The following is a 20,231-nucleotide window of genomic DNA, read 5'->3' as shown; positions in this document are numbered from 1 at the left end:
GCCTCCCGTGCGGCACAGCCGCAATCATCGCCGCCCTAGTACAAATGGTACTGCCGTTTCGTTTCCGCAAACCGGCCGCTTTCCTCCCGAAACCTCTCCAGCAGCGTCTCCGGCGTGGCGTCTTCCGCGCGGTACTGGCTGTCCCCGCCCAACAAATCGATGAAAGGCCGGGAGCCTTCCCGGATCGGCGGCAGAAACGCAAACGGCTCGAATAGCTTCTTAATCGTATACAGAAGCGTTACTCCGACGTCGAGCGGCCGGATCGCGCGCCGGTCCGTTACATGCGCCTGCACGCCGCCGCACAGCTCTCCTGCATGCTTGGAGGCCGCCGGCTTGAAATAAACGGGACGGAACCGGACGCCCGGCTGCCGCCGGGCGTTCATCTCGTCCGCCAGCCGCTGCGAATCGATAAACGGCGCGCCGATCATCTCGAACGGAAGCGCCGTTCCGCGTCCTTCGGATACGTTCGTGCCTTCAAACAGGCAGGTGCCGGGATAGAGCAGCGCCGTTTCGAAACGCGGAAGGCCAAGCGATGGAGGCACCCATAGCATGCCGGTGTCCGGGAACTGCATATTGCGGTCCCAGCCTTGGCAGCGGACGACGTGCAGATCGGCCTTCAAGCCCATTTGGTCGTTCGCCATGACGGCCGCCTCGCCCGCCGTAAGGCCGTAACGAACCGGCAGCGGGTAATGCCCGACAAACGATTCATAGCCCGGTTTCAGCACGTTCCCTTCGACGGCGGCGCCGTCCAGCGGATTAACCCGGTCCAGCACGACGAAAGGCTTGCCCGCCTTCGCGCAATCCTCCAAAGCAAGCAGCATCGTGGAAATAAACGTATAATAGCGGACGCCCACGTCTTGAATATCGTAGACGACCATATCGACGGCGTCCAGCATGCCGGCCGTCATCCGCTTCGAATCTTTGCGGTACAGGCTGTATACCGGCACGCCCGTGCAAGGATCGGCGTACGTCTCCACCATCCCTCCGGCGGCGATATCGCCGCGCACCCCGTGCTCCGGCGAGAACAAGGCCGCGAGCTCGTAACGGTCGCGCAAAAGCTGGATGGACGATACGAACTCGGCGTTCATGCCGGTCGGCGCCGTAATGAGCCCCAGCCGTTTGCCTTTGAATAAAGCCGCTTGTTCCGTTATGCCGTCGATGCCGTTCTTCACCATGGCCCCGCCCTCCTACAGCTCGGACTTCAGCACGCGCAGCGTTTCCGGCGGAACCATGAACGTCTCCGCGTACAACTTGCGCGCTTCGATGCCGCGAACCCGGGCGAGATGCTTGTAGTACTCGAGATAAGGGAACGATGGGCTCCCCGTAACGAACCAGTGCCTGGATACCGCCTCCACCCACAGGTCAAAGGCCGCCTGGTCGAAATCGACGTAGACGTACGGCTTGTAATCGACCGCGTCTTCCCAGTTCTCGGCGTAATAAAGCCTGGAGGCGAAATGCGCGGGCAGCTCTCGCTTGAGCGGCCCGAGCGCCGCGTAATACCGCGCGTCGGTCACGATCCGATGCGTCGTGTCGTGGTCCTTGTGCATGCTGCTTTTAAAATGCGTAATGATCGCGTTCGGCTTCGCTTCCCGGATCACGTCGCATACCTGGAGACGATTCTCCTCGTTATTAAGCAGCTCGCCGTCCGGGGTATCGAATACGATAGCGGTCCCGCCCAGCAATTCGGCGAATTCCTTCGCCTCCCGCACCTTCTGCTCGCGGTATTCGCCGACCTCGCGGCCGGCCGGCGCGCCTCGCTCGCCCGCCGTCAGCGCCAGCGTGACGATGCGGTCCCCTCGCAACGAATGGCCGGCGAGAACGCCGCCCGCCGTCAGCTCCATATCGCCGACATGCCCGCCGATCGCGAGTATCGTTTGTTTTTCAACGTTCATTTGAACAGCTCCTTCCGCATGACGGCAAAATGTTTGACGGTACGGAATCCGGCCTTCTCGTAAATGCGGGCGGCCGGGTTCGCGCTTCCCGTGTATAAAGACATATAAGGCGTTCCGATCGCGCGAAATGCTTCGCACAGCTTAAAAAACAACAGTGTTCCGAGACCGTGCCCTTCATGGTCCGGATGGACGCCGATGCCGGCGAAGTAGCCCCACCCGTTCGGCTGGCGGATGACCGGCCCGGCAAAGCCGGCCGCCAGGCCGTCCTTGGCCGCGTATACGACCGGGGTCCCCTCCGCCGCGCAACGAGCAATCTCCTCCGTCCAGAGCGGATTGCCGAGGCCGTCCAGCATTTCGGCGATGCCGCCGACCTCGCCGGAGGCGAATACGCCGACCGCGTAGCCTTGCTCGGAGGCCGCCGTTTCCTTCAGCCGGATATCCTCCGGAGGGGCAAAGCCGGACAACTCCAAATACATGGCCTGCTCCACCGCCCGCTCCGCATACCCTTCATCCAGCAGAAACCGGTGAAGCCCGCTGCCGACCGGCACGCCCGGCGCGTTGTTATGCTCGTGGCCTGGCGTATCCGGGATGTACCAAGGCAGCTGCATCGGGTTAAAAAACAATACGTCGGCCTGCGTCTTGCCCAGCTCGGCGAATCGAGCCTCAAGCGCGTCAAGCAGACTTCTATAATTCGCGGCAGTCGCATGTCCCTGCCGCAGCACGATGCAGGTAATATACCCGGCCTTGTCGCCCAATGGCAGATCGTCGCCCGTGCAGCCGCATGCAAAGCCGGCCACGTCCCGTCCGTCAAGCCACACGAACGCCGCCCCGGGGTCGAAGTACGGATTGCCCGTGAAAATCCGATTGAAGCTGTCCGCGTCCAGCTCCTTGTAGCCGTCCCGGACGGCTTCCTCGTTCCATAACGCGATTACGCCTCTCGCGTAACGCTCATCCCAAGCTTCGACAACCATCTCCATCGCCTCGATTCGTTAGCCGCCGACGGGCGGTCGGAATGAATACGATATTTTGCCCATGACGACGGGGCGCCCGGCTCCCGTCACGGACGGCAAATTGTTCGGCCGCCCCGCGATCGCGTAGTCGGCAAGCAGCGCGAAAGCGACCGCTTCCTTCGCATCGCTGCTGCCGCCGACCTCCTCCTGCGTCTGCACGATCACGCCGAGCGGCTCCATTTCCCGCTTCAGAAAGTCCATCAGCACCGGGTTGTAGCTGCCTCCCCCGCCGACGATCAGAACCTCAGCCGCGTAACGGTCGCGCACGTAACGCCGGTACGCGTCGCCGATGGACCACGCGGTCAGCTGCGTAACCGACGCGATCAGGTCGACGCCGGATACGCCGTGCTCCGCCCCGTACGCGAGCAGCTTATCGGTGTAAGGAGCGCCGAACCGCTCCCGCCCCGTCGTCTTCGGCAAAGGCAGCCCGTAATAAGGCTCCCGCCGCAGCTCCTCGAGCAGCGCTTCGTTCGCCACGCCTTGGCGGGCAAGCGCGCCGTCTTTATCCATCGCAAGCCCCGGATAAAGCCTCGATGCCAGGCCGTCGATCAGCATGTTGCCCGGGCCGGTGTCGAAGGCGAATACTTGATCCGCGGAGCCGCCGGCCGGAAGCACCGTCATATTGCCGATGCCGCCGATGTTTTGCAGCAGCAGCGTACGCCCCCGCTCCCCGTACAGCAAATATTCGGTGAACGGGACGAGCGGGGCGCCTTGGCCCCGGGCGGCCATGTCGGCGACGCGGAAGTCGGATACGCACGGGATTCCCGTGCGGGCGGCGATCACCGCTCCTTCGCCGATCTGCACCGTGAAGGAGATGTCGTAACCGAACGCGCGCTCCGTCTCCGGCGCATGCCATATCGTCTGGCCGTGCGAGCCGACTACGGCGATGCCCGCGCGCGACAGCCCAGCGGCGGCAATGACCGACAGCGCCGCTTCGGCGTACAATTCGCCGAGCAGGACGTTCATCCGGCCGACCCGGTCGACCGTTGCCCGCCGCGGATCGAACAGCGCGAATAGTTCCTCTCTGACAGCCGCCGGGTAAGGCCGGTTCTCGAAGGCGATCAGCTCCGCCCGGAGCCTCGCGCCGGGGCCGTCTTCGATCGCGACGACAGCCGCGTCGATGCCGTCCGCGGACGTTCCCGACATAAGGCCGACCGCGTAACGCCGCAAGCTGCGGCTGGCATGATCCATGTCCGCCACCTATCCTTTCACCGCTCCGACGGTAACGCCTTCGAGGAAATATTTTTGCAGGCTAAAGAACAGAATGAACATCGGTACGGCCGATATCGTCGCTCCGGCCATCATCGGCGCGAAGTAGGTCGTATTGGCGAACCGGAAATTTTTCAAGCCGACCTGGATCGTTTGCATCTCCATCGTATTCGTGACGAGGAACGGCCAGAAGAACGTGTTCCAGCTTTCCATGAAAGTCAGAATCGCCATGACGGCCATGACGGTTTTGGAAAGCGGCAGGATGATTTTGGCGTAAATCTTCCACTGGCTGCAGCCTTCCACCTTGGCGCTTTCGATTATTTCCGTCGGAATGGAGGAGATGAACTGCTTCGCCAGGAAGATGTTGTACACCGTCACGAGGCTTGGCGCAATAAGCGCGGCATACGTATTTTCGATCTGAAAAATATTGACGATCAGAATGTAGAGCGGAACCTGCGTCACCTGGTAAGGAATCATCATGGCGCACAGCAGGACGGCGAACAGAACGCTGCGGCCCCGGAATCGGATCTTGGAGAACGCGTAACCCGCGAGGCTTGCGAACAGGACGTTCGATACCGTCACGCAGGCCGCCACGACGAACGAGTTGATCAGCCAGCGGTAGGAATGCTCGCTATAATCGAAGAAAAATTTGTAGGACGCCAGCGTAAACTTGTCGGGCCATAACGTATAGCTGGCCGCGCCCGCCTCGATCGGATCGCCGAACGAGGAGATGATCATGAAGTAAATCGGAAAAAGGGTGGCCAGCGCGAATGCGAGCAAGACGATGATAATGATTCCGTTGCGGATGTACAGAATCGATTTGCGATTCGTATGCCGTTTGAACAAGGCCATGCCGTCTCTCCCCTCCCCTTAATATTCCACGTCATTGCCAAGGAATTTGAATTGGATAAAAGAGATGATGGCAATAATGACCGTTAAGATTAGCGCTTGCGCGGACGCTTCGCCGAACTCGAAATATTTGAACGCATTGTTGAAAATAAGCAGGCCGACCATCGTCGTCGCGTTGTCCGGCCCGCCGCCGGTCATCAGGTACGCATTCTGGAACACCTGGAAGGAGCCGATAATGCCCGTAACCAGCAGGAACAATGTCGTTGGTTTCATAAACGGAATGACGATGTACGACAGCTTCTGGAAGAAGGACGCGCCGTCAAGCTCCGCCGCTTCGTAATAGCTGTTATCGATGCCGATCAAAGCGGCCAAGTAAATGATAATGCTTGTACCGTGGCTGGACAGCCACGCCATCAGGACGAGCGAGAACATCGATGTCGCGCTGGTGCCAAGCCAGTTCTGATTGCCGATTCCGAAGAAGGCTGCCGCCTGGTTCAGGATGCCCGACTGCAGCGGATCGAATATCCACAGCCATACGACGGACAGCGCTACGCCCGAAGCGACGGCGGGCAAGTAATACACGGCTTTAAACGACGTTTGAAGCCATTTTTTCAGAGGCAGGATGAGAATCGCCACGCCAAAGGACAAGAGCAGGTTAACCGGTACCGTCAGCGCCGTATAAACGATCGTGTTTTTGATCGATTTCCAGAACAACTCGTCTTCGAACGAATGGACGTAATTATCGAAGCCGACGTAGGTCGAACCGAGCGGCTTGTATTCCTGAAAGCTGATCATAAACGCGTGGATGACCGGGTACGCCGTAAAAAGCGCGAACACGACCAGCGCAACCGCGATAAACGCGTAAGCCCAACCTCCGTCACCGCTAACTATTCGTTTCTTGACTATCCTTGCCAACCGAGCCATCATGCCGGACTCCTCTCTTCAAACCCGGTTCTCCGGTACCGGGCAAGCTTGATGAGGCCGGATAGCCGCAAGGCAATGCCCGCGCGGCTATCCGATCGCTGCTTATTCCGTAACGACGCCGTCTTCCCCGAACGCTTCGACGGCCGCTTTCTTCAAGGCTTCGAACATTTCCTCCGGCGTAATCTCGTCCGCGAGCAGCGCCTGGAATTTCGGAATGATGACCTCGTCTTCGAGCTTGATCGCTTCCGCTCCGAGTTCGGCCGGAATATCCGGACGGGCGGGGGAGGCAATGGACTGCAGGCGCTGCGACGCCGCGGCGTTGTCCGGGTCGCGTTCCACGGTCAGGCTCTCGGCGGCCGCTCTGCCGGAGTCGGTAATTTGTTCGACCAGCAGCTCGGTGTTCGTCGTTGCCGCGATTTTGCCGCTCGCAAGGAAATAGGCCGCCTTCGCCACGTTTGCTTTATGCTCCTCCGTCGGCTCTTTTTTGCCGCGGAACGTCACGTAGCCGTCTACCGCCGCGCTTGCCACCGGATCGGCGCCGGCGAACGTCGGAACCGGAAGGACGACGTAATCGACCGGAATGCTGCCCTCGACCGCTCCGTCGGCCGCTTCGATTTTTTTGTTGTTCGTTTTCGCCGAATTTTCGAACGTCGCAAGCCCTTTGCCCGTAATCATCGTTTGACCGGTCAGGAACATGTTCCAGCGCTTGCCGGCATCGACCGAGCTCAGCTCCTTCGGCATCGAGCCGTCGTCGATCAGCTCGCGCACCGCTTTCAGCACGCCGAGATAGTTTTGGCTCGTGTAAGCGTATTTCAGGTCCTTATCGAATGCCGCGGGCATGCCCGCGTTCTTGATCAGGATGTTCAGGTAGTCCTTCGCCGTTACGCCGGAAGTCGCGAATACGAAGCCGTAACGCGACGTCGCGCCGCCGCTCGACACGACGCCCATCTTGATCGCTTCGCGGAACTCCCCGTACGTCCAGCCGTTCTGCTGAACGCTCTTCCAGTCGATGCCGGCTTCCTCCAGAAACTGCTTGTTGCCGCCAAGCGCATGGATCGACATGTAAGCCGGGAAGCCGTACAGGCCGGAGCCGTTCTTCATATAATCCAGCGGCACCGGGTCGAAGTCGCCGATTATGTCCGAAGTCGCCTCCGCCGTAATGTCCATCAGCATGCCTTGCTCGACGTATTTGGAAATGCCGTCCGAGCCGATAAACGCGATGTCAGGCGGGCTGCCCGCGTTCACCTGCGTATCGAGCTTCTGCGTAATATCCTCCCAGCTGGCCGGTTCGATCTGCAGCGTCAAATTGGGATAAAGCTTGTTAAAGTCCGTTTCCATCTGATCGAAATTGCTTTGGTAGTTGGCCGATACCGGCGGCAGGAGCGCCGTAATCGTGTCCTTGGCATCCACCGCCGCGCCCGGGTCGTTCGACGCCGAAGCGCCCGGGCCGTTGCCGCCGTTATTGCCGGATGAACATGCGGATAAGGCCGAGAGCGATACCGTTAGTGCCAATACAGAAGCAAACACGCGAATTTTGTTAGTCAAAACCATCTTCCTCCCCCGTAGGTTTCGTTGGTTATGTCTTGCGCAGGTTTTTTATTTCGCCGCGCTTATGCGAACGGCCGCCTTCAGGCTGCCGTCGCAAGCCTTGAGCGCCTGCTCCGCCTCTTGCTTGCCAAGCCCGCTCTTCATCATCATGATCGCCAGCTTGCAGTTCATGGACGCCAGATGCAAATATTCCGCCGCTTTCCGGGCATCCGAGCCCGTCGCGCTCTGGATGATCCGGACGGACCGGTCGATCAGCTTCTTGTTGCTGGCCTTCAAATCGACCATCAGATTGTTGTACGTCTTGCCCAGCTTCACCATGGTGCCGGTCGTCAGCATGTTGAGCACCAGCTTCTGCGCCGTTCCCGCTTTCATCCGGGTAGAGCCCATAATGACCTCCGGCCCGACGACGGGAGCGATGCATACGTCGCAAATTTCCGACAATTTCGACCGCTTGTTGTTCACGACGCCGATCGTTGCGGCTCCAATCTCGGCGGATTTCTTCAAGCCGGCGATGACGAAAGCGGCGCTGCCGCTGGCGGAGATGCCGACGACGACATCCTTGTCGGTCACCCCGCATCGCTCGATTAACGCGATCCCCTCCTCCTCGCTGTCTTCGAATCCTTCTACTGCAGTACGCAGCGCCGTATCCCCGCCCGCGATGAACCCCTGCACCAGCTCGGGGTCCGTCCCGAAGGTGGGCGGACACTCGGACGCGTCGAGTACACCCAATCTTCCCGAGGTGCCGGCGCCTATATAAAACATTCTGCCGCCGTCCTTGAGCCGACGATGAAGAATGTCTACCGCCTTGGCGATTTGCGGAATTTCCGCGGCTACCGCGGCAGGAACCGAGGCATCCTCCCGATTGAAGAGGACAAGCATCTCTTCCGTCGTGCATTCATCGATCATTTGCGTGTTCGGATTGATTTTCTCCGTCGTCAGTTCCGCAAAGTGCTCATCCATACGGCTTCAATCTCCCACCTTTAGCGTGTCAGATGATTGTCACATTCTCTAACATCGCTTTTGTAATGTTTATATTAAGAGGGACCTCCGACTCTGTCAATAGATTTTGAAATATAATTTTATTTCGATGTTATTTTTTGATTTTTTAATCCAACGTTCGGCGCAAAAAAAGCAGCGGCCTCCAATCAGGCTGAACCGATGCTTCTATGGATTATTTGCGATGTTTGACGGCTAGCACGTTATGCGTTTTCGTTAAATACTTCTTCACCTGATCGTATTCCGCGCTGGCCACCCCGGCGAACAGCATGTCGACGACCGTCAGCATCGCGATGCGCGAGCCCATTGCCCCGCTGCGGAACGTAATTTCCGGCGTGGAGATGCTCAGCACGATGTCGGTGTTCTCCGCCAGCTCGCTCTTGCTGTGCTTCGTGATGGAAACGGTCGTGCAGCCGTTCTTCGCGGCGATGTCAAGCGCTTCCAGAATATCGGACGTGCTGCCGGAATTGGAAATAAAGACGGCCACGTCGTTATGGCCGAGCAGGGTGGCCGCCGTCAGCTGGCTGTGCCCGTCCGTGTAGGCATGGCATATTTTGTTGATGCGCGAAAACTTCTGCTCCGCGTCCCGGCAGACGAGGCCCGAAGCGCCCACTCCGAACAACGCGATCCGGCTGCATTTGCCGATCGCCTCCACGGCGCGCGCGACCTGTTCCCGGTCGATGACGCTAAGCGTGTCTTCGATCGACTTGCTGTTGTTCAGCGAAATATTGGCGATAATCGTGGATAAGCTGTCGCCCGGGCGAATGTCGGTATATCGGTCCCTTTGCTCGTCATCCATCGAGCCCAGCGAGGCGGAGACGCTTACAATAAAATTGCGGTAACCGCCGTAGCCCATGCTCTTGCAAAATCGAAGCACCGAAGCGTCGCTTGTTTTGCTCAGCTTCGCCAGCTCCTTGACGGAAAGAAGGGGAATTTCCTCCAGATTGGTCAGGATGTAATCGGCCACCATTTTCTCAACCGGGGTCAAGCTGTCTCTCATATCGCGGATTTTAATGAGCACGTTGTCGTTGATCGCCATAACTGCGTAAGCGATACCCCCTTTTCGTTAACCCTATGATTTTTTACTCCAGAAAATAACCATGTTTATGAAATATTTAATTATACTATAAGCGGTTTCACGAAAATTGACAAGACTCAAGTTTGTCTATTAACGCAAGAAAACTCCCGCCTGTTGCGAGAGCCTCTTCGTCCTTTACTTGTCCTTACTCCGCTATATACCGGTCATAGGCTCATTCCTCCTCTTCCCGCGAATCGAAATAAATCGGATTCGTCATCGCCGCCAGCCTCCTATCGCCGGCCTGCTCGAAATACCGCCACACTTCCGTCCGCAAAAAAAGTCGTTCTTCGCCGTCCGCCGTCAGCTCCCACTCGCCGTCCAAGGGAGCCGCCGCTTCCAGTTCCACGCCGCGCTCGCTGTAGACGCGGACCAGGTCGCCGGCAAGCAAATCTTCGAATTGCATCAGGACCTCTCGGCCGGGATTCCCGTAAGGCACGGCGTCGCCGACGCCGTAATCGCCGCACTGCATCCTGACGAACGGTCCGTCCGGCGCATACGTAATGACGACATGGCCCCGGTCGATGCCGCTGAGCACCTCTCGCACGGTTTTCTCCTCCGCCCTCACCCATACGCACGGCATCGCATGCTTCACGTAAGGATCCGGTCGATGCACGTCGCTGCCGCCTACGGCGACGAGCCTTCTACCCGAAGCCAGCTGCTCCTGCCACCAGGCCAGGGCGCGTCCGTTCCGCTCCGTCCACGGGCCGTTCCATACCTCCACCCAATCGTGATCCACGGCGAAATCCCATTCCCACGGACAATAGTCGCAGTGCGGATGGTTGAGCACGGTCCTCGCCCCCCGCTCGCGCGCGATCCGGAACTTTTCCCGCACGCCGGACATATCCGATACGCGGAAGTCGTGCATCGGGTCGGTTGCCCCGATAAAATTGGCGTGGCCGAAATTCGTCGTAAACTCCGTTCCCGGAATCATCAGCACCGATGTCTGGCGCGGGTAAGCCAGATTCTGGCTGCTCGTGTTATGGTCGGTCATCGCGATGAAGTCGCAGCCCAGGCTCTCCATGATGGCCGCATTCTCCTCCAGGGTGTAGGCGCCGTCGCTGTGCACGCTGTGCGTATGAAGGTCTCCCTTCAGCCAGCGCGGAGCCCTCTGCGAGAACGTCACTTCGACCGTTACCGTACAGCCCTCTTCGGGCACTTTATAGGCGTTATGAAGCACCGCCCATTCCCCCGGCTCGAGCGGGCCAGGCAAATAACCCGGCGTCGCTTTATCCGGGCCGATGCGGAATTCCCGCCTCGCGCCGCCGCTCCAGCCCCTCACGCGGGCGCCGTCCCGCACGCCCAGATCGATGACGGCCTTGGCGTCTTCTCCCCCATGCGACTCGACCGTATAGCGCACATGGACTTCCTCGACCAGCTCCGGCATCTCGAACGGAATTTCAATGTACGAGCTTTGCTCCGAATGCGCGATATATCGAGCATATACGGCGGAAGTCCGCCGTCCCTCCGTTTGCTTAGCCATGCCAGCAACCTCCCGTCTGCTTACTATTCTTTATTAGCGCCTAGAAAAATGCCTTTGACGAAATACTTTTGCACATAGGGATAAATAACAATAAGCGGAAGGAGCGCGATAACAATGCCCGCCATTCTGACGTTCGTGGTGATCATGAAATTGCTCGAGGTCGAATCCGTATCGACGATAAGCGATTTTAACGCGATTTGCAGCGTGTACTTGGCAGGGTCGTTTAGATAAAGCACCGCCGGCGTAAACTGGTTCCAGCGGCTGACGAACTCGAACAACGTAACCGTCGCCAGGCCCGCTTTCGCTAGTGGCATGTACATGGTTAGAAAGATGCGCAGGTCGCCGGCTCCGTCGATTCGGGCCGACTCGGACATTTCGTAAGGGACGCTCTGGAAGAAATTCCGCATCAGCAGCACGCTGAAGCCCGATACGAAGCCCGATAAAATAAGCGCGGACAACGTGTTCAGCAGCCCGAGATCCTTGTTCACGATATACAGAGGGATCATGATCGCTTCGCCCGGCACCGTCATCGTAAGCAGAATGGCGGACAGCATCCATTTTTTCCCCGGAAGCCCTTTTTGGATAAGCACATAGCCGGCCATGGAGCTTAGAAGCACATGTCCCGCCGTACCGACCAAGGTCACGATGACGTTGTTCGTGAACGGCAAATAAAGCTGCATCCGGCTCCATACCGTGGAGAAGCCCTCCAGGCTGAACTCTTTCGGCCATAGAATAATCTCCGGCCGCATGGAAGCGAGATTGGACGAGAACGCCAGCGCCAGCGTATTCAGGAACGGCACGATCATCGTGGCGACGAGACAAAGCAGGAACAGGACGTTGACGATATCGAATAGCCGGCCTTGCCAACTCGTTTGATTGGAGGATTTCATCTGCCTAACTCACCCTTCATCATAGCGGATAACCGCCCTCGTTACGTACGTAATCGCAAATGTGGCCAATATGATAAGAAACCCCGCGGCCGTCGCCGGTCCGACCTCGAACTGCAGGATGCCCCGCTGGTAGGTGTACATCATGATGACGTCGACCTTATCCGCGATGGCGCCGTTGCTCATGACGAAGATTTGGTCGAACATGCGGAGAATGCCCAGCATATTCAGCATGACGACGACCTTCATGGTGGAGACGAGCAGCGGGACCGTCACGTAGCGGACCTGCTGCCAGCGGCTGGCTCCGTCGATGCGCGCCGCCTCGTAAAGCGCCGGATTGATGCCTACGATCGCAGCCAAATAAAGAATGCAGGTGAAGCCCATCTCCTTCCAGCCGGAGGTCAGGATCATGACGGCGCGGGCAAAGCGGTCGGAGGACAGGAAGTTGACCGGATCGGCCCCGAACAGCATCATGATCTGATTGACGACGCCGGTGTCGGGGGACAGCATCAGAATCCACATCCCGCCCACGACGACCCATGAAAATAAATGCGGCAAATAGACGATCATTTGCGTGATCTTCTTGAACCAAGCCGACGCCACCTCGTTCAGGGAAAGCGCAAGGACAATCGGCAATATAAAATTGAGCGCGAAGATGCCGGCGCCGATGACGAGCGTGTTCCCGAAGGTATCCCAAAGAACGGGATCCTTTAACACGTCCGAATAATTGGCGAAACCGACGAAAGGCCGGTCGCCGATGAGACGGTACTGCTGAAAGCTGATGACGAGTCCCCGGACGAGCGGATAGAACGAAAATATGGCAAAGTAGGCCAGTATCGGAGCCATCATCAGGTAAAGCGTCTTGAACTTGAACGCGGCTCTCAAGGCAGCGTCACCACCTTATTGGAAAAATAAAGAGGAAGTAAGTCGCCCTACTTCCTCCTCCGGCGCCGCCGTTAATCGATCAGATTGGCGGCTTTCAGTTCCTCGCGCATCTTCTTGACCGCATCGGCGGCAGGCAATTCGCCCATGATCGCGTTGAAGGAATATTCATTGATGATTTTCTCGGCGTCCGCCCAGTTCGGCGGCGTCAGCTCCAGCGTCGCGTACTGATTGACCAGATCCTGCGCGGCCTGCACGCCCGGCAGCTTGCCGAACGGCGCTTCCACGGTGCTGTTGTACCAGAACGGAACGCCATGGTCGCCGGCATGCTCTTCGCCGGTCTCGGTCAGCGTGAGCTTGCCGCCGCTGTCGACCGTATAATCGTTGTCCTTGATGCCGAGGCTTCCGAGCGTAATCCCTTCCTTGGTGTTCCACCATTCGATAAATTCGAAGGCCGTCTTCGGGTGCTCCGCGTTAACCGGAATGACCCATACGTCCGGATCGCCCCTGCGCAGCATATAGTTGCCGTTCGCGTCCGGCACGCCCGGCAGCGCCTTGGCTTCGAACGTCGTATTCGGATCTTGTTGCTTGCGCGTATTGTTGAACATGCCTACCCAAGCGTCCCAATACGTCACCATGCCGACGCGGTCGCTGAGGAACAGGTCGCGCATCTTGCCGGAATCGTTCGTGGCGAAATTCGGATCCAGGATCCCTTCCTTATACAGCTTGTTCAGCCATTCGTAGACCGGAATCGCCGCGTCCGTCGAAAACGGAACGTCCAGCTTGCCGTCCGAAGTTTGTACGTAACGCGCTTTAAGGCCTGCGGCGCTGAAGAAGCCCTGCACGTCGTACAGGCCGGCCGTGCTGACTCCGTACGTGTCCTTCTTGCCGTTGCCGTCCGGGTCCTGCTCGGTGAAGGCTTTAAGCACCGTGTAGTATTCGTCCAGCGTCTTCGGCTCTTGCAGTTCCAGCTTCGTCAGCCAGTCCGCGCGGACGATCGGCATCGTTCCTCCCTGATACTTGGTGAATACGCCGTATATTTCGCCATCCTTCGTCTTCAGCTGATCCCACTCGTTCGTTGGAATAACGCTCGGGTCCGACAGAACCTTGGAGCCTGTCACTTGATCGGTCAGCGGCGTCAGGATGCCTTGATCGATAAAGCTATTCATCTGCGACTTGCTGATTTGGAGCAGATCGTATTTCTCGCCGGAAGCGATCGCCGCGAGAAGCTTCTGGTCGTAATCGGAGGCCGGCTTGTTCACGGTCGCCTTGATGCCCGTCAGGCGTTCGATTTCCTTCTCGAACAGGACGTTCTCCTCCGGCGTTTTGCCGCCGATGACCCCCGTCATGATTTTCAGCGCGCGTTCCTCGTTATTGGCCGGCTCCGTCGACGCCGGGGCCGTTACGCCCGCGTTCGTACCCGTATCGGCACCGGCGTTGGCGCCGTTTTCCGCTTTCGAAGAACAGCCCGCGAGCGCGCCTCCGATGAGAGATACCGCCATAATCGTGCTGAACAGCTTTTTGCCCTTTACCATGCTTTCACTCCTCATTATTCGTTAATGACCGACTTTGAACGCAACAAGTTTCTCCGATGACCAGCGAAGCAGGGATAATGACCTGCCGATTGACGCTCATATCCCTCATCTTCTCGATGAGCAGCTTGGCCGCTTCCTCCCCGAGCCGGTTCGCCGACAGTTCCACCGAAGTCAGCCTCGGATTCATATCCTGAGACAGCGTAGTGTCATTGCTGAACGCGATGACCGACAGCTCCTTCGGCACCTCGATGCCCAGCTCCCGGGCGGCCCGAAGCGCACCGAACGCGACGCGGTCCGTGTCCGTAACGACTGCCGAATAATGCAATTTTCCAAACGTATCCCTGATGGACAGATAACCGTAATCCGCTCCGTTCGCGAACAGCCTGTGGGAAAAATGGATGATATTCTCCTCGGGGAACGGCACGCCGTAGCGGCGAAAAACATCCTTGAGGCCGCTCTGCCGGTCGTGCGCCACGGTCATGTCGGCCGACGCATTGAGGAAGAAAACGGACCGGTGCCCGTTCCGGAGCAAATAATCGCCAATCTGATAAGCCACTTCCGCGTTGTTATTGTCCACGTAGCTCATGGACTCGTCGAATGGATCGGGCCGCCCGACCGACACGAATGGAATGCCCATTTGGCCGTAACGCTCGATTCGCGGGTCGTTCGTCCGCGGGTTCAGCATAATAAGGCCGTCGACCGGGTCTTGGGAGAACTGCGCCGGATCGTCAAGCTCAGGCAAGTTGTCGAGCAGCACTCTGTAGCCCTGCCTGGAACATTCCTTGATCACGCCGTTGATCAATTGGGATTCGAAGGCCGTGATATAGCCATCCGGCGGGAGCGGGATTCGCAATCCGGCGATCATCGTCTTCCGGATAGCCAGGCTTCTCGCGACATGATTGGGATAATAGCCGAGCTCCTTCGCTGCCCTGAACACCTTTTCCGTTACCTGCCGGCTGATGGGTCTTTTTTTGCTGAATGCCATGGATACGGTACTCTTTGAGACTCCTGCCATTCTGGCGACATCGTCGATGGTGGCCACTGGATTTATCGATTCCCCCCTTTTTCCCAAGGCTTCTTCCAAGCAGATCGTCAAACCGGTTTGAATGCGCGCGTCATTCCGTCATCAAACCGGTTTGATAACCTTTCGCTGCCTATTATACAAACGGCTATTGAATAAAACTGCCGTTTTTTGTTATCGGGATTTAAAGATTGAGTAAACCGAGAAAATAACGAAGAGGACTCCCGCCCTGTGGCGAGAGTCCTCTTCGTCTTTCATTGCCTTTATTCGATCGCTTTTTAAATCATGATTAGACATCCTAAATTATCCCTTCAACCCCGAGCTCGTAATCCCTTCCACAAACCACTTTTGGCAAATGACAACAACGATAAGGATTGGGATCAAGGCCGAGACGGAGGCTGCCATTGACAGAACATAGTCGGTTCCAAACTCCTCTACAAAGGTGGTAAGTCCGAGCGGAATCGTATAGAGCGCTTTATCCCTGAGGAAAATCAACGGTTGTTCGTAATCGTTCCAGTGCCAAGTAAAAGTAAGGATTAATAAGGTCATGAGCGCAGGCTTGGTAAGCGGCAAACATATTTGCCAAAATGTACGCCAATAACCGGCTCCGTCGACTTTGGCCGCCTCCAGCAATTCTCCGGGGAGGGTACTGAAAAACTGCCGCATGAGAAACGTCCCGAATACGGTAAACATTCCGGGCAGGATCAACGAGTAGTGCGTATTAATCAATTTCATCGTATCGAATAAAATAAACCGCGGAACGAGCAGCACCTGACTCGGAATCATCATGGTTGACAAATAAAGCAAAAACAAAAAATTGCGGCCTTTGAACTGCAGTCGGGCAAAGGCGAATCCCGCCATGGCGCTTGTAAACAAATTGCCTGCTACCGTTATGACGGTAATCTTCAATGAATTGAAGTAATACAGGTAGAATGGATTATCTCCCGTCCACACTTTCTTATAGTTCTCAAAATTCCATTGATTCGGAATCCACTGAATCGGGTAATCGAATACCTCCCCGTTTACTTTAAACGAAGTCGATATCATCCAAAGAAAAGGGATAATCATAACCAATGCGAATAAGCCCATTAAAAGGCTGACGAATACCTTCAAGGCGAAGGAAATCGATTTGCTTCTCGTGCGCTTATAGACGAAATGAGCCACTTCTTTCCTTTTATATGCGGTTTCCATGATTTTTCTCCCCCAAGTGTTTTAGAAATAATGTTGCCATCTTTTTTGGAGCTGCCATTGAACCATCGTTACGATGAAGATGACGGTAAACAGGATCCATGAAACCGTTGCGGCGTATCCCATCTTGTAAAAACGGAACGCGAGCAAATAGATGTGATAGGCCAGTACATAGGTAGAATCGATAGGGCCTCCTTGCGTCATAACGGCAACAGGTCCGAATACCTGGAAAGACCAAATGACCAAGGTGATGACAATGAGAAAGGTTGTAGGCGTGAGCATCGGTACCGTTATTTGCGCAAGCTGCCTTAATTTAGATGCTCCGTCTATCTCCGCAGCTTCATATAGATCTTTGGGAATTCCTTGAAGACCGGCCAAATAAATAACCATGGCGTAACCGATTGTCACCCAGACCGACATCAGGATAATCGCAATTAAAGCATATTGAGGGCTTGACAACCAACCCGGAGGATTCGAAACTCCGATACTGCGAAGGAATTCGTTAATCGGACCCTCCTGCGCGTTATACATGATGCTCCAAATGACGGAAACGGCAACAAGGCTGCTTACATAGGGCAAAAAGATCAGGGTACGGAAAAGCTGTTTAAAGAAAACGTATTTATTCAGAACAACGGCCAGCAATAGACCAAGCAGCATCGATACGGGAACGCTGACAATCGTAAAAATCGTGTTGTTGAGCAGCGATTTTAGAAACTTCGTATCATCCCCCAGTTCCTGAAAGTTGCCGAAACCAACCCAGCGAATCCCCTCAAAGCCTTTAAGATAATCCCAGTCCACAAACACCAGAAACAAGCTGAAAACGATCGGGAAAAATACGAACAATAAGTATCCCGACATATTGGGCAAAATAAACAAATAGCCGGCCATTTGTTCCTTGAATTTCGCCTTGTGCCAAAGTTGTTTCATCCCATGGCCTCCTCACCGATTTTACTTATACTGTAACAACCGCTCCCCGTGAAAGAAATGGATAAGGATTGATGAATTCTTCATAATTCTTATGAAACAAGTGGAAACCCGGCCTTTTATGACGGCCGGGTTTCCTTGTTTCCTATCGGGGCTTTGTTACTTGGAAAGCCGGAATTTCACCTGGAACGTCTTGCCTTCCGAATCCGCGGCATGAACCGTAAAGCGGATCGTCGGAGCCGTTTCGGTTACCGTAATGCCGGGGTCCGCGGAAATGACGGCGATTGCTTTTTTGTCAAGCTCGATCTCGATCGTTCCGTTATTTGCGCGAGTCGGGTCGGCTGCGGAAACGGTCAGTACACGGTCCTTCTCCTCGACCATAACGGAGGCGACTTGGTTGCTGGTTATTCCGCCCGCCGTTGTTTTTTCGTTGTTCCAGAAAAAAGCGCCGGTGATGCCGAGCCTCTTCTCTTTCACCGCATGAACGTCCGGCGAGTTCGCTACTATCCTGATATCCGGCTTGGAGGCATAATCCGCTGTTTGTTTAGCCGTTCTATTCGGCAGCGTTACGTATTGGTACGCGGCGTTGCTCGGGCTAATCCCGTGATCGAGCCAAAGCGTCAAATAATGGCGGGTTATCGGATTATCCGGCGACGGTCTCTGATTGACGTTCAGGTCGCCCCATTTAGCCGTTCTGGCTAGACGCGAACCTTTAACGGCAGTCTGTCCTCCCGGAAAATAGTATCCGATGTCGGATTTCGGAACATTGCCTGCCAGGTGCGCCCACGATACCTTGTTCATCGTTTCTTCCGATCCGAGCGAGGGAAGTTTGGCCTTTCCGTTTACGGTCAGCGCGTTATCTCCGGCTGCATTCAGCTTCCGATTGTCCACGATGGTTTCAACGGTGTAAGCTTCTTGATCGTCCAACCGAATGTCCGATCCAAGCGAAACCACCTCGTCGTCGAAGAGAAACCACGATTTTTTCCCTTTTAGCGATGTGCCCGATGCCCCCGGCGCCGTAAGGCCCATTCCGACAACTCCGAATTTCCCGTCAGACACGCCGCCGACCCGATTGTCCGAATTCACGTGAACCGACTCATTGACGTTAACCGTTCTTGGTTTTGTATCGACCGTCGTTCCGGGAAGCCGGTTATAATTAACGGTCGCCCAGAAGTTATCGCTGTATTGTTCTTTATCTTCCGTATAGATGTAGGTCATCCCCGAACCGGTGTACCAACCTTTGCGCAGCTCAAAATTGTTCTCGAAATTTGCGATTTTATCGGAGAACATACTGATGCCGAAGCCAAATCCGGGGCGCACATGCACGGCACGGGCCATTCTGCTGAATACTTTGTTATAGAAGAGGTCTCCGCGGGAAGGGATCGCCCGATCCTTCACGATTTCACCCGCTCTCCAATTCATTTCGATGGATGCGTCTATATAAAATCCGCTGTCATTGCCGACGAGATATTTAACCAGGCTTTTAAATCTTGCCGCATCCGCTTCCGGAGCGATTTGCGACAGACGAATAATGCTTGCGGTCGCTTTATGACCGGCCACGGAATCCTGGAAATTGTAGCGGGATACTTCTCTGCCCCGGACCATATCCATCATTAACCCGGTTTTATACAACAATGGCTCGAAGGAATCATAGACCCATTTCCAAACATTGGCGCTCTTCGGATCGGTCACTTCCCAAGGGGTGCCTTTCAATAGATACATGACATCGGAAAGGTCCTTGAGGAGGGAGTTGCCGTAACCGCCATTATAAGCGAATATTCCATGCTGGATAAAGGATCCGTCCGGATAGAAGCCATCGCCGCCGGTTGCGTACTCAAAAACGTTAAACCGGCCGTTTCGCCCGTCGGTGACATCGCTCAAACCGTCGCGCGCCTGAATCATTTTGTCGCTGCTTTCACCGGTAATGCCGCGCAGGGCATGGACGATAGCGCGCCAAACCCGATTGGCGGCCATATATTTATATTCTTCGACAGAGCTATAGGAGAGGGGGCTGTTATAATCGATCGCGGCCGTCCAGGCGGCGATTTGTTCCGGTGATAAATCGTCATACATCATGACCATGATTTCTCCGAGCCGCAGCGGAGATCCGATTTCAATAAACCACCATTGCGAAGTGCCGGGACCGGGTTTGGCCGAATGGAAACGATTCGTGTTCAACCAATCCAACGCTTCGATAATATCCGTCTTCAAGGCGTCGTCGTATTGAAGCGAGCTGCCATGGGTTGCGTAAGCCAGAGCCATTGCTTTGATCCGGTCATAGCTTCTAAAAATATAAGACCTGGCGGAAAGTTCCGAGGAGCTTGCCGTCCATAGGCAATTGCAATCGATGCGGTCCGTTCCCCGTTGAAGAGAATCCCGGTAACCGATGGCCGTCTCTTCGATCTGCCCGATTTTCGCGGCGATTTCCGGAATCGCTGGATCATAAAGGGTTCCGCCCGTCAATACATCTTTCCATTTCTTCCGAAGTTCGTCATAGGGAGCCTCCGCTTCCGCAGTAACGGTAAATGCCGACGATACGAGGAGGGCCAGGACAAGAAGGAGAGCAAAAGCCGGTTTAACGGCATGACGCATAATGATCACCCTTTCCAATCACGTAATAAAAACCATTCCCTGTAATGAATACTTACAATTTCACATCATTGAGACTAACGACCCCCTCCATCCGGACTATGATAAGTGAATTATATCAAGGAGAAGAAACCTGCTACATGGATTCATGTTGGCAGTTCCTATACAATTCTTGACTGTTGGATCGCCTATCTGCGGAGACAAAAAAAAGCGGCCGAG

The 20,231-nt window shown here is 55.9% G+C and carries 17 protein-coding genes; all 17 read right to left on the bottom strand.

What is annotated here, in order from left to right; all coding sequences use genetic code 11:
* Positions 1–35: 35 nt before the first annotated feature.
* A complete protein-coding gene (locus tag IDH41_RS00480; RefSeq protein WP_190857274.1) occupies positions 36–1,175 on the bottom strand; it encodes an exo-beta-N-acetylmuramidase NamZ family protein in 1,140 nt (379 codons plus the stop codon).
* A gap of 12 nt (positions 1,176–1,187) precedes the next feature.
* Positions 1,188–1,892, bottom strand: a complete 705-nt coding sequence (locus IDH41_RS00475; RefSeq protein ID WP_190857272.1) for a PIG-L deacetylase family protein — start codon at positions 1,890–1,892, stop codon at positions 1,188–1,190.
* Positions 1,889–2,863, bottom strand: a complete 975-nt coding sequence (locus IDH41_RS00470; RefSeq protein ID WP_190857270.1) for a GNAT family N-acetyltransferase — start codon at positions 2,861–2,863, stop codon at positions 1,889–1,891. Before IDH41_RS00470 ends, IDH41_RS00475 begins: the two co-directional genes overlap by 4 nt.
* Positions 2,864–2,881: 18 nt before the next feature.
* Positions 2,882–4,093 (bottom strand): anhydro-N-acetylmuramic acid kinase, encoded by a 1,212-nt coding sequence (locus tag IDH41_RS00465; protein ID WP_190857268.1) that lies wholly within the window; start codon positions 4,091–4,093, stop codon positions 2,882–2,884.
* A gap of 9 nt (positions 4,094–4,102) precedes the next feature.
* Positions 4,103–4,963, bottom strand: coding sequence for a carbohydrate ABC transporter permease (locus tag IDH41_RS00460; protein WP_190857266.1), 861 nt, complete (start codon positions 4,961–4,963; stop codon positions 4,103–4,105).
* An 18-nt stretch (positions 4,964–4,981) separates the two neighbouring features.
* Positions 4,982–5,884, bottom strand: coding sequence for a carbohydrate ABC transporter permease (locus IDH41_RS00455; RefSeq protein WP_190857264.1), 903 nt, complete (start codon positions 5,882–5,884; stop codon positions 4,982–4,984).
* Positions 5,885–5,986: 102 nt separating this feature from the next.
* Positions 5,987–7,435 (bottom strand): ABC transporter substrate-binding protein, encoded by a 1,449-nt coding sequence (locus IDH41_RS00450; RefSeq protein WP_397327244.1) that lies wholly within the window; start codon positions 7,433–7,435, stop codon positions 5,987–5,989.
* A 45-nt stretch (positions 7,436–7,480) separates the two neighbouring features.
* The gene (gene murQ / locus IDH41_RS00445) at positions 7,481–8,392 is read right to left on the bottom strand and encodes an N-acetylmuramic acid 6-phosphate etherase (RefSeq protein ID WP_190857261.1); all 912 of its coding nucleotides are present in this window, start codon (positions 8,390–8,392) and stop codon (positions 7,481–7,483) included.
* Between the two features lie 211 nt (positions 8,393–8,603).
* On the bottom strand, positions 8,604–9,467 hold the full coding sequence (locus IDH41_RS00440; protein ID WP_190857259.1) for a MurR/RpiR family transcriptional regulator: 864 nt from the start codon (positions 9,465–9,467) through the stop codon (positions 8,604–8,606).
* Positions 9,468–9,678: 211 nt separating this feature from the next.
* Positions 9,679–10,986: a CehA/McbA family metallohydrolase gene (locus tag IDH41_RS00435; RefSeq protein ID WP_190857257.1), complete on the bottom strand. Its 1,308-nt coding sequence runs from the start codon at positions 10,984–10,986 to the stop codon at positions 9,679–9,681.
* Between the two features lie 23 nt (positions 10,987–11,009).
* Positions 11,010–11,876 (bottom strand): carbohydrate ABC transporter permease, encoded by an 867-nt coding sequence (locus IDH41_RS00430; protein ID WP_190857255.1) that lies wholly within the window; start codon positions 11,874–11,876, stop codon positions 11,010–11,012.
* A gap of 9 nt (positions 11,877–11,885) precedes the next feature.
* Positions 11,886–12,758, bottom strand: a complete 873-nt coding sequence (locus IDH41_RS00425) for an ABC transporter permease subunit (RefSeq protein ID WP_190857253.1) — start codon at positions 12,756–12,758, stop codon at positions 11,886–11,888.
* 71 nt (positions 12,759–12,829) lie between these two features.
* Complete coding sequence (locus IDH41_RS00420; protein ID WP_190857251.1) at positions 12,830–14,290, bottom strand: extracellular solute-binding protein; 1,461 nt, start codon at positions 14,288–14,290, stop codon at positions 12,830–12,832.
* Between the two features lie 4 nt (positions 14,291–14,294).
* Positions 14,295–15,275, bottom strand: coding sequence for a LacI family DNA-binding transcriptional regulator (locus tag IDH41_RS00415; RefSeq protein ID WP_397327241.1), 981 nt, complete (start codon positions 15,273–15,275; stop codon positions 14,295–14,297).
* A gap of 339 nt (positions 15,276–15,614) precedes the next feature.
* Positions 15,615–16,502, bottom strand: coding sequence for a carbohydrate ABC transporter permease (locus IDH41_RS00410; protein ID WP_190857247.1), 888 nt, complete (start codon positions 16,500–16,502; stop codon positions 15,615–15,617).
* 21 nt (positions 16,503–16,523) lie between these two features.
* Positions 16,524–17,426, bottom strand: a complete 903-nt coding sequence (locus IDH41_RS00405) for a carbohydrate ABC transporter permease (protein WP_190857245.1) — start codon at positions 17,424–17,426, stop codon at positions 16,524–16,526.
* A gap of 156 nt (positions 17,427–17,582) precedes the next feature.
* Positions 17,583–20,015, bottom strand: a complete 2,433-nt coding sequence (locus tag IDH41_RS00400; RefSeq protein ID WP_190857243.1) for a polysaccharide lyase 8 family protein — start codon at positions 20,013–20,015, stop codon at positions 17,583–17,585.
* Between the last annotated feature and the right edge of the window lie 216 nt (positions 20,016–20,231).

The sequence above is a fragment of the Paenibacillus arenilitoris genome (assembly GCF_014705655.1).
Classification (GTDB): Bacteria; Bacillota; Bacilli; order Paenibacillales; family Paenibacillaceae; genus Pristimantibacillus; species Pristimantibacillus arenilitoris.
The sequence above is the reverse complement of the archived record's forward strand: the minus strand, read 5'-3'. Positions and strand labels throughout refer to the sequence as shown.

What these genes read in the sequence shown, in the direction of transcription:
- IDH41_RS00430 (WP_190857255.1), bottom strand. Translation starts at nt 11,876, where the DNA reads ATGAAATCCTCCAATCAAACGAGTTGGCAAGGCCGGCTATTCGATATC.
- IDH41_RS00420 (WP_190857251.1), bottom strand. Translation starts at nt 14,290, where the DNA reads ATGGTAAAGGGCAAAAAGCTGTTCAGCACGATTATGGCGGTATCTCTC.
- IDH41_RS00455 (WP_190857264.1), bottom strand. Translation starts at nt 5,884, where the DNA reads ATGGCTCGGTTGGCAAGGATAGTCAAGAAACGAATAGTTAGCGGTGAC.
- IDH41_RS00435 (WP_190857257.1), bottom strand. Translation starts at nt 10,986, where the DNA reads ATGGCTAAGCAAACGGAGGGACGGCGGACTTCCGCCGTATATGCTCGA.
- murQ (WP_190857261.1), bottom strand. Translation starts at nt 8,392, where the DNA reads ATGGATGAGCACTTTGCGGAACTGACGACGGAGAAAATCAATCCGAAC.
- IDH41_RS00400 (WP_190857243.1), bottom strand. Translation starts at nt 20,015, where the DNA reads ATGCGTCATGCCGTTAAACCGGCTTTTGCTCTCCTTCTTGTCCTGGCC.
- IDH41_RS00470 (WP_190857270.1), bottom strand. Translation starts at nt 2,863, where the DNA reads ATGGTTGTCGAAGCTTGGGATGAGCGTTACGCGAGAGGCGTAATCGCG.
- IDH41_RS00480 (WP_190857274.1), bottom strand. Translation starts at nt 1,175, where the DNA reads ATGGTGAAGAACGGCATCGACGGCATAACGGAACAAGCGGCTTTATTC.
- IDH41_RS00475 (WP_190857272.1), bottom strand. Translation starts at nt 1,892, where the DNA reads ATGAACGTTGAAAAACAAACGATACTCGCGATCGGCGGGCATGTCGGC.
- IDH41_RS00465 (WP_190857268.1), bottom strand. Translation starts at nt 4,093, where the DNA reads ATGGATCATGCCAGCCGCAGCTTGCGGCGTTACGCGGTCGGCCTTATG.
- IDH41_RS00450 (WP_397327244.1), bottom strand. Translation starts at nt 7,435, where the DNA reads ATGGTTTTGACTAACAAAATTCGCGTGTTTGCTTCTGTATTGGCACTA.
- IDH41_RS00460 (WP_190857266.1), bottom strand. Translation starts at nt 4,963, where the DNA reads ATGGCCTTGTTCAAACGGCATACGAATCGCAAATCGATTCTGTACATC.
- IDH41_RS00405 (WP_190857245.1), bottom strand. Translation starts at nt 17,426, where the DNA reads ATGAAACAACTTTGGCACAAGGCGAAATTCAAGGAACAAATGGCCGGC.
- IDH41_RS00440 (WP_190857259.1), bottom strand. Translation starts at nt 9,467, where the DNA reads ATGGCGATCAACGACAACGTGCTCATTAAAATCCGCGATATGAGAGAC.
- IDH41_RS00415 (WP_397327241.1), bottom strand. Translation starts at nt 15,275, where the DNA reads ATGGCATTCAGCAAAAAAAGACCCATCAGCCGGCAGGTAACGGAAAAG.
- IDH41_RS00410 (WP_190857247.1), bottom strand. Translation starts at nt 16,502, where the DNA reads ATGGAAACCGCATATAAAAGGAAAGAAGTGGCTCATTTCGTCTATAAG.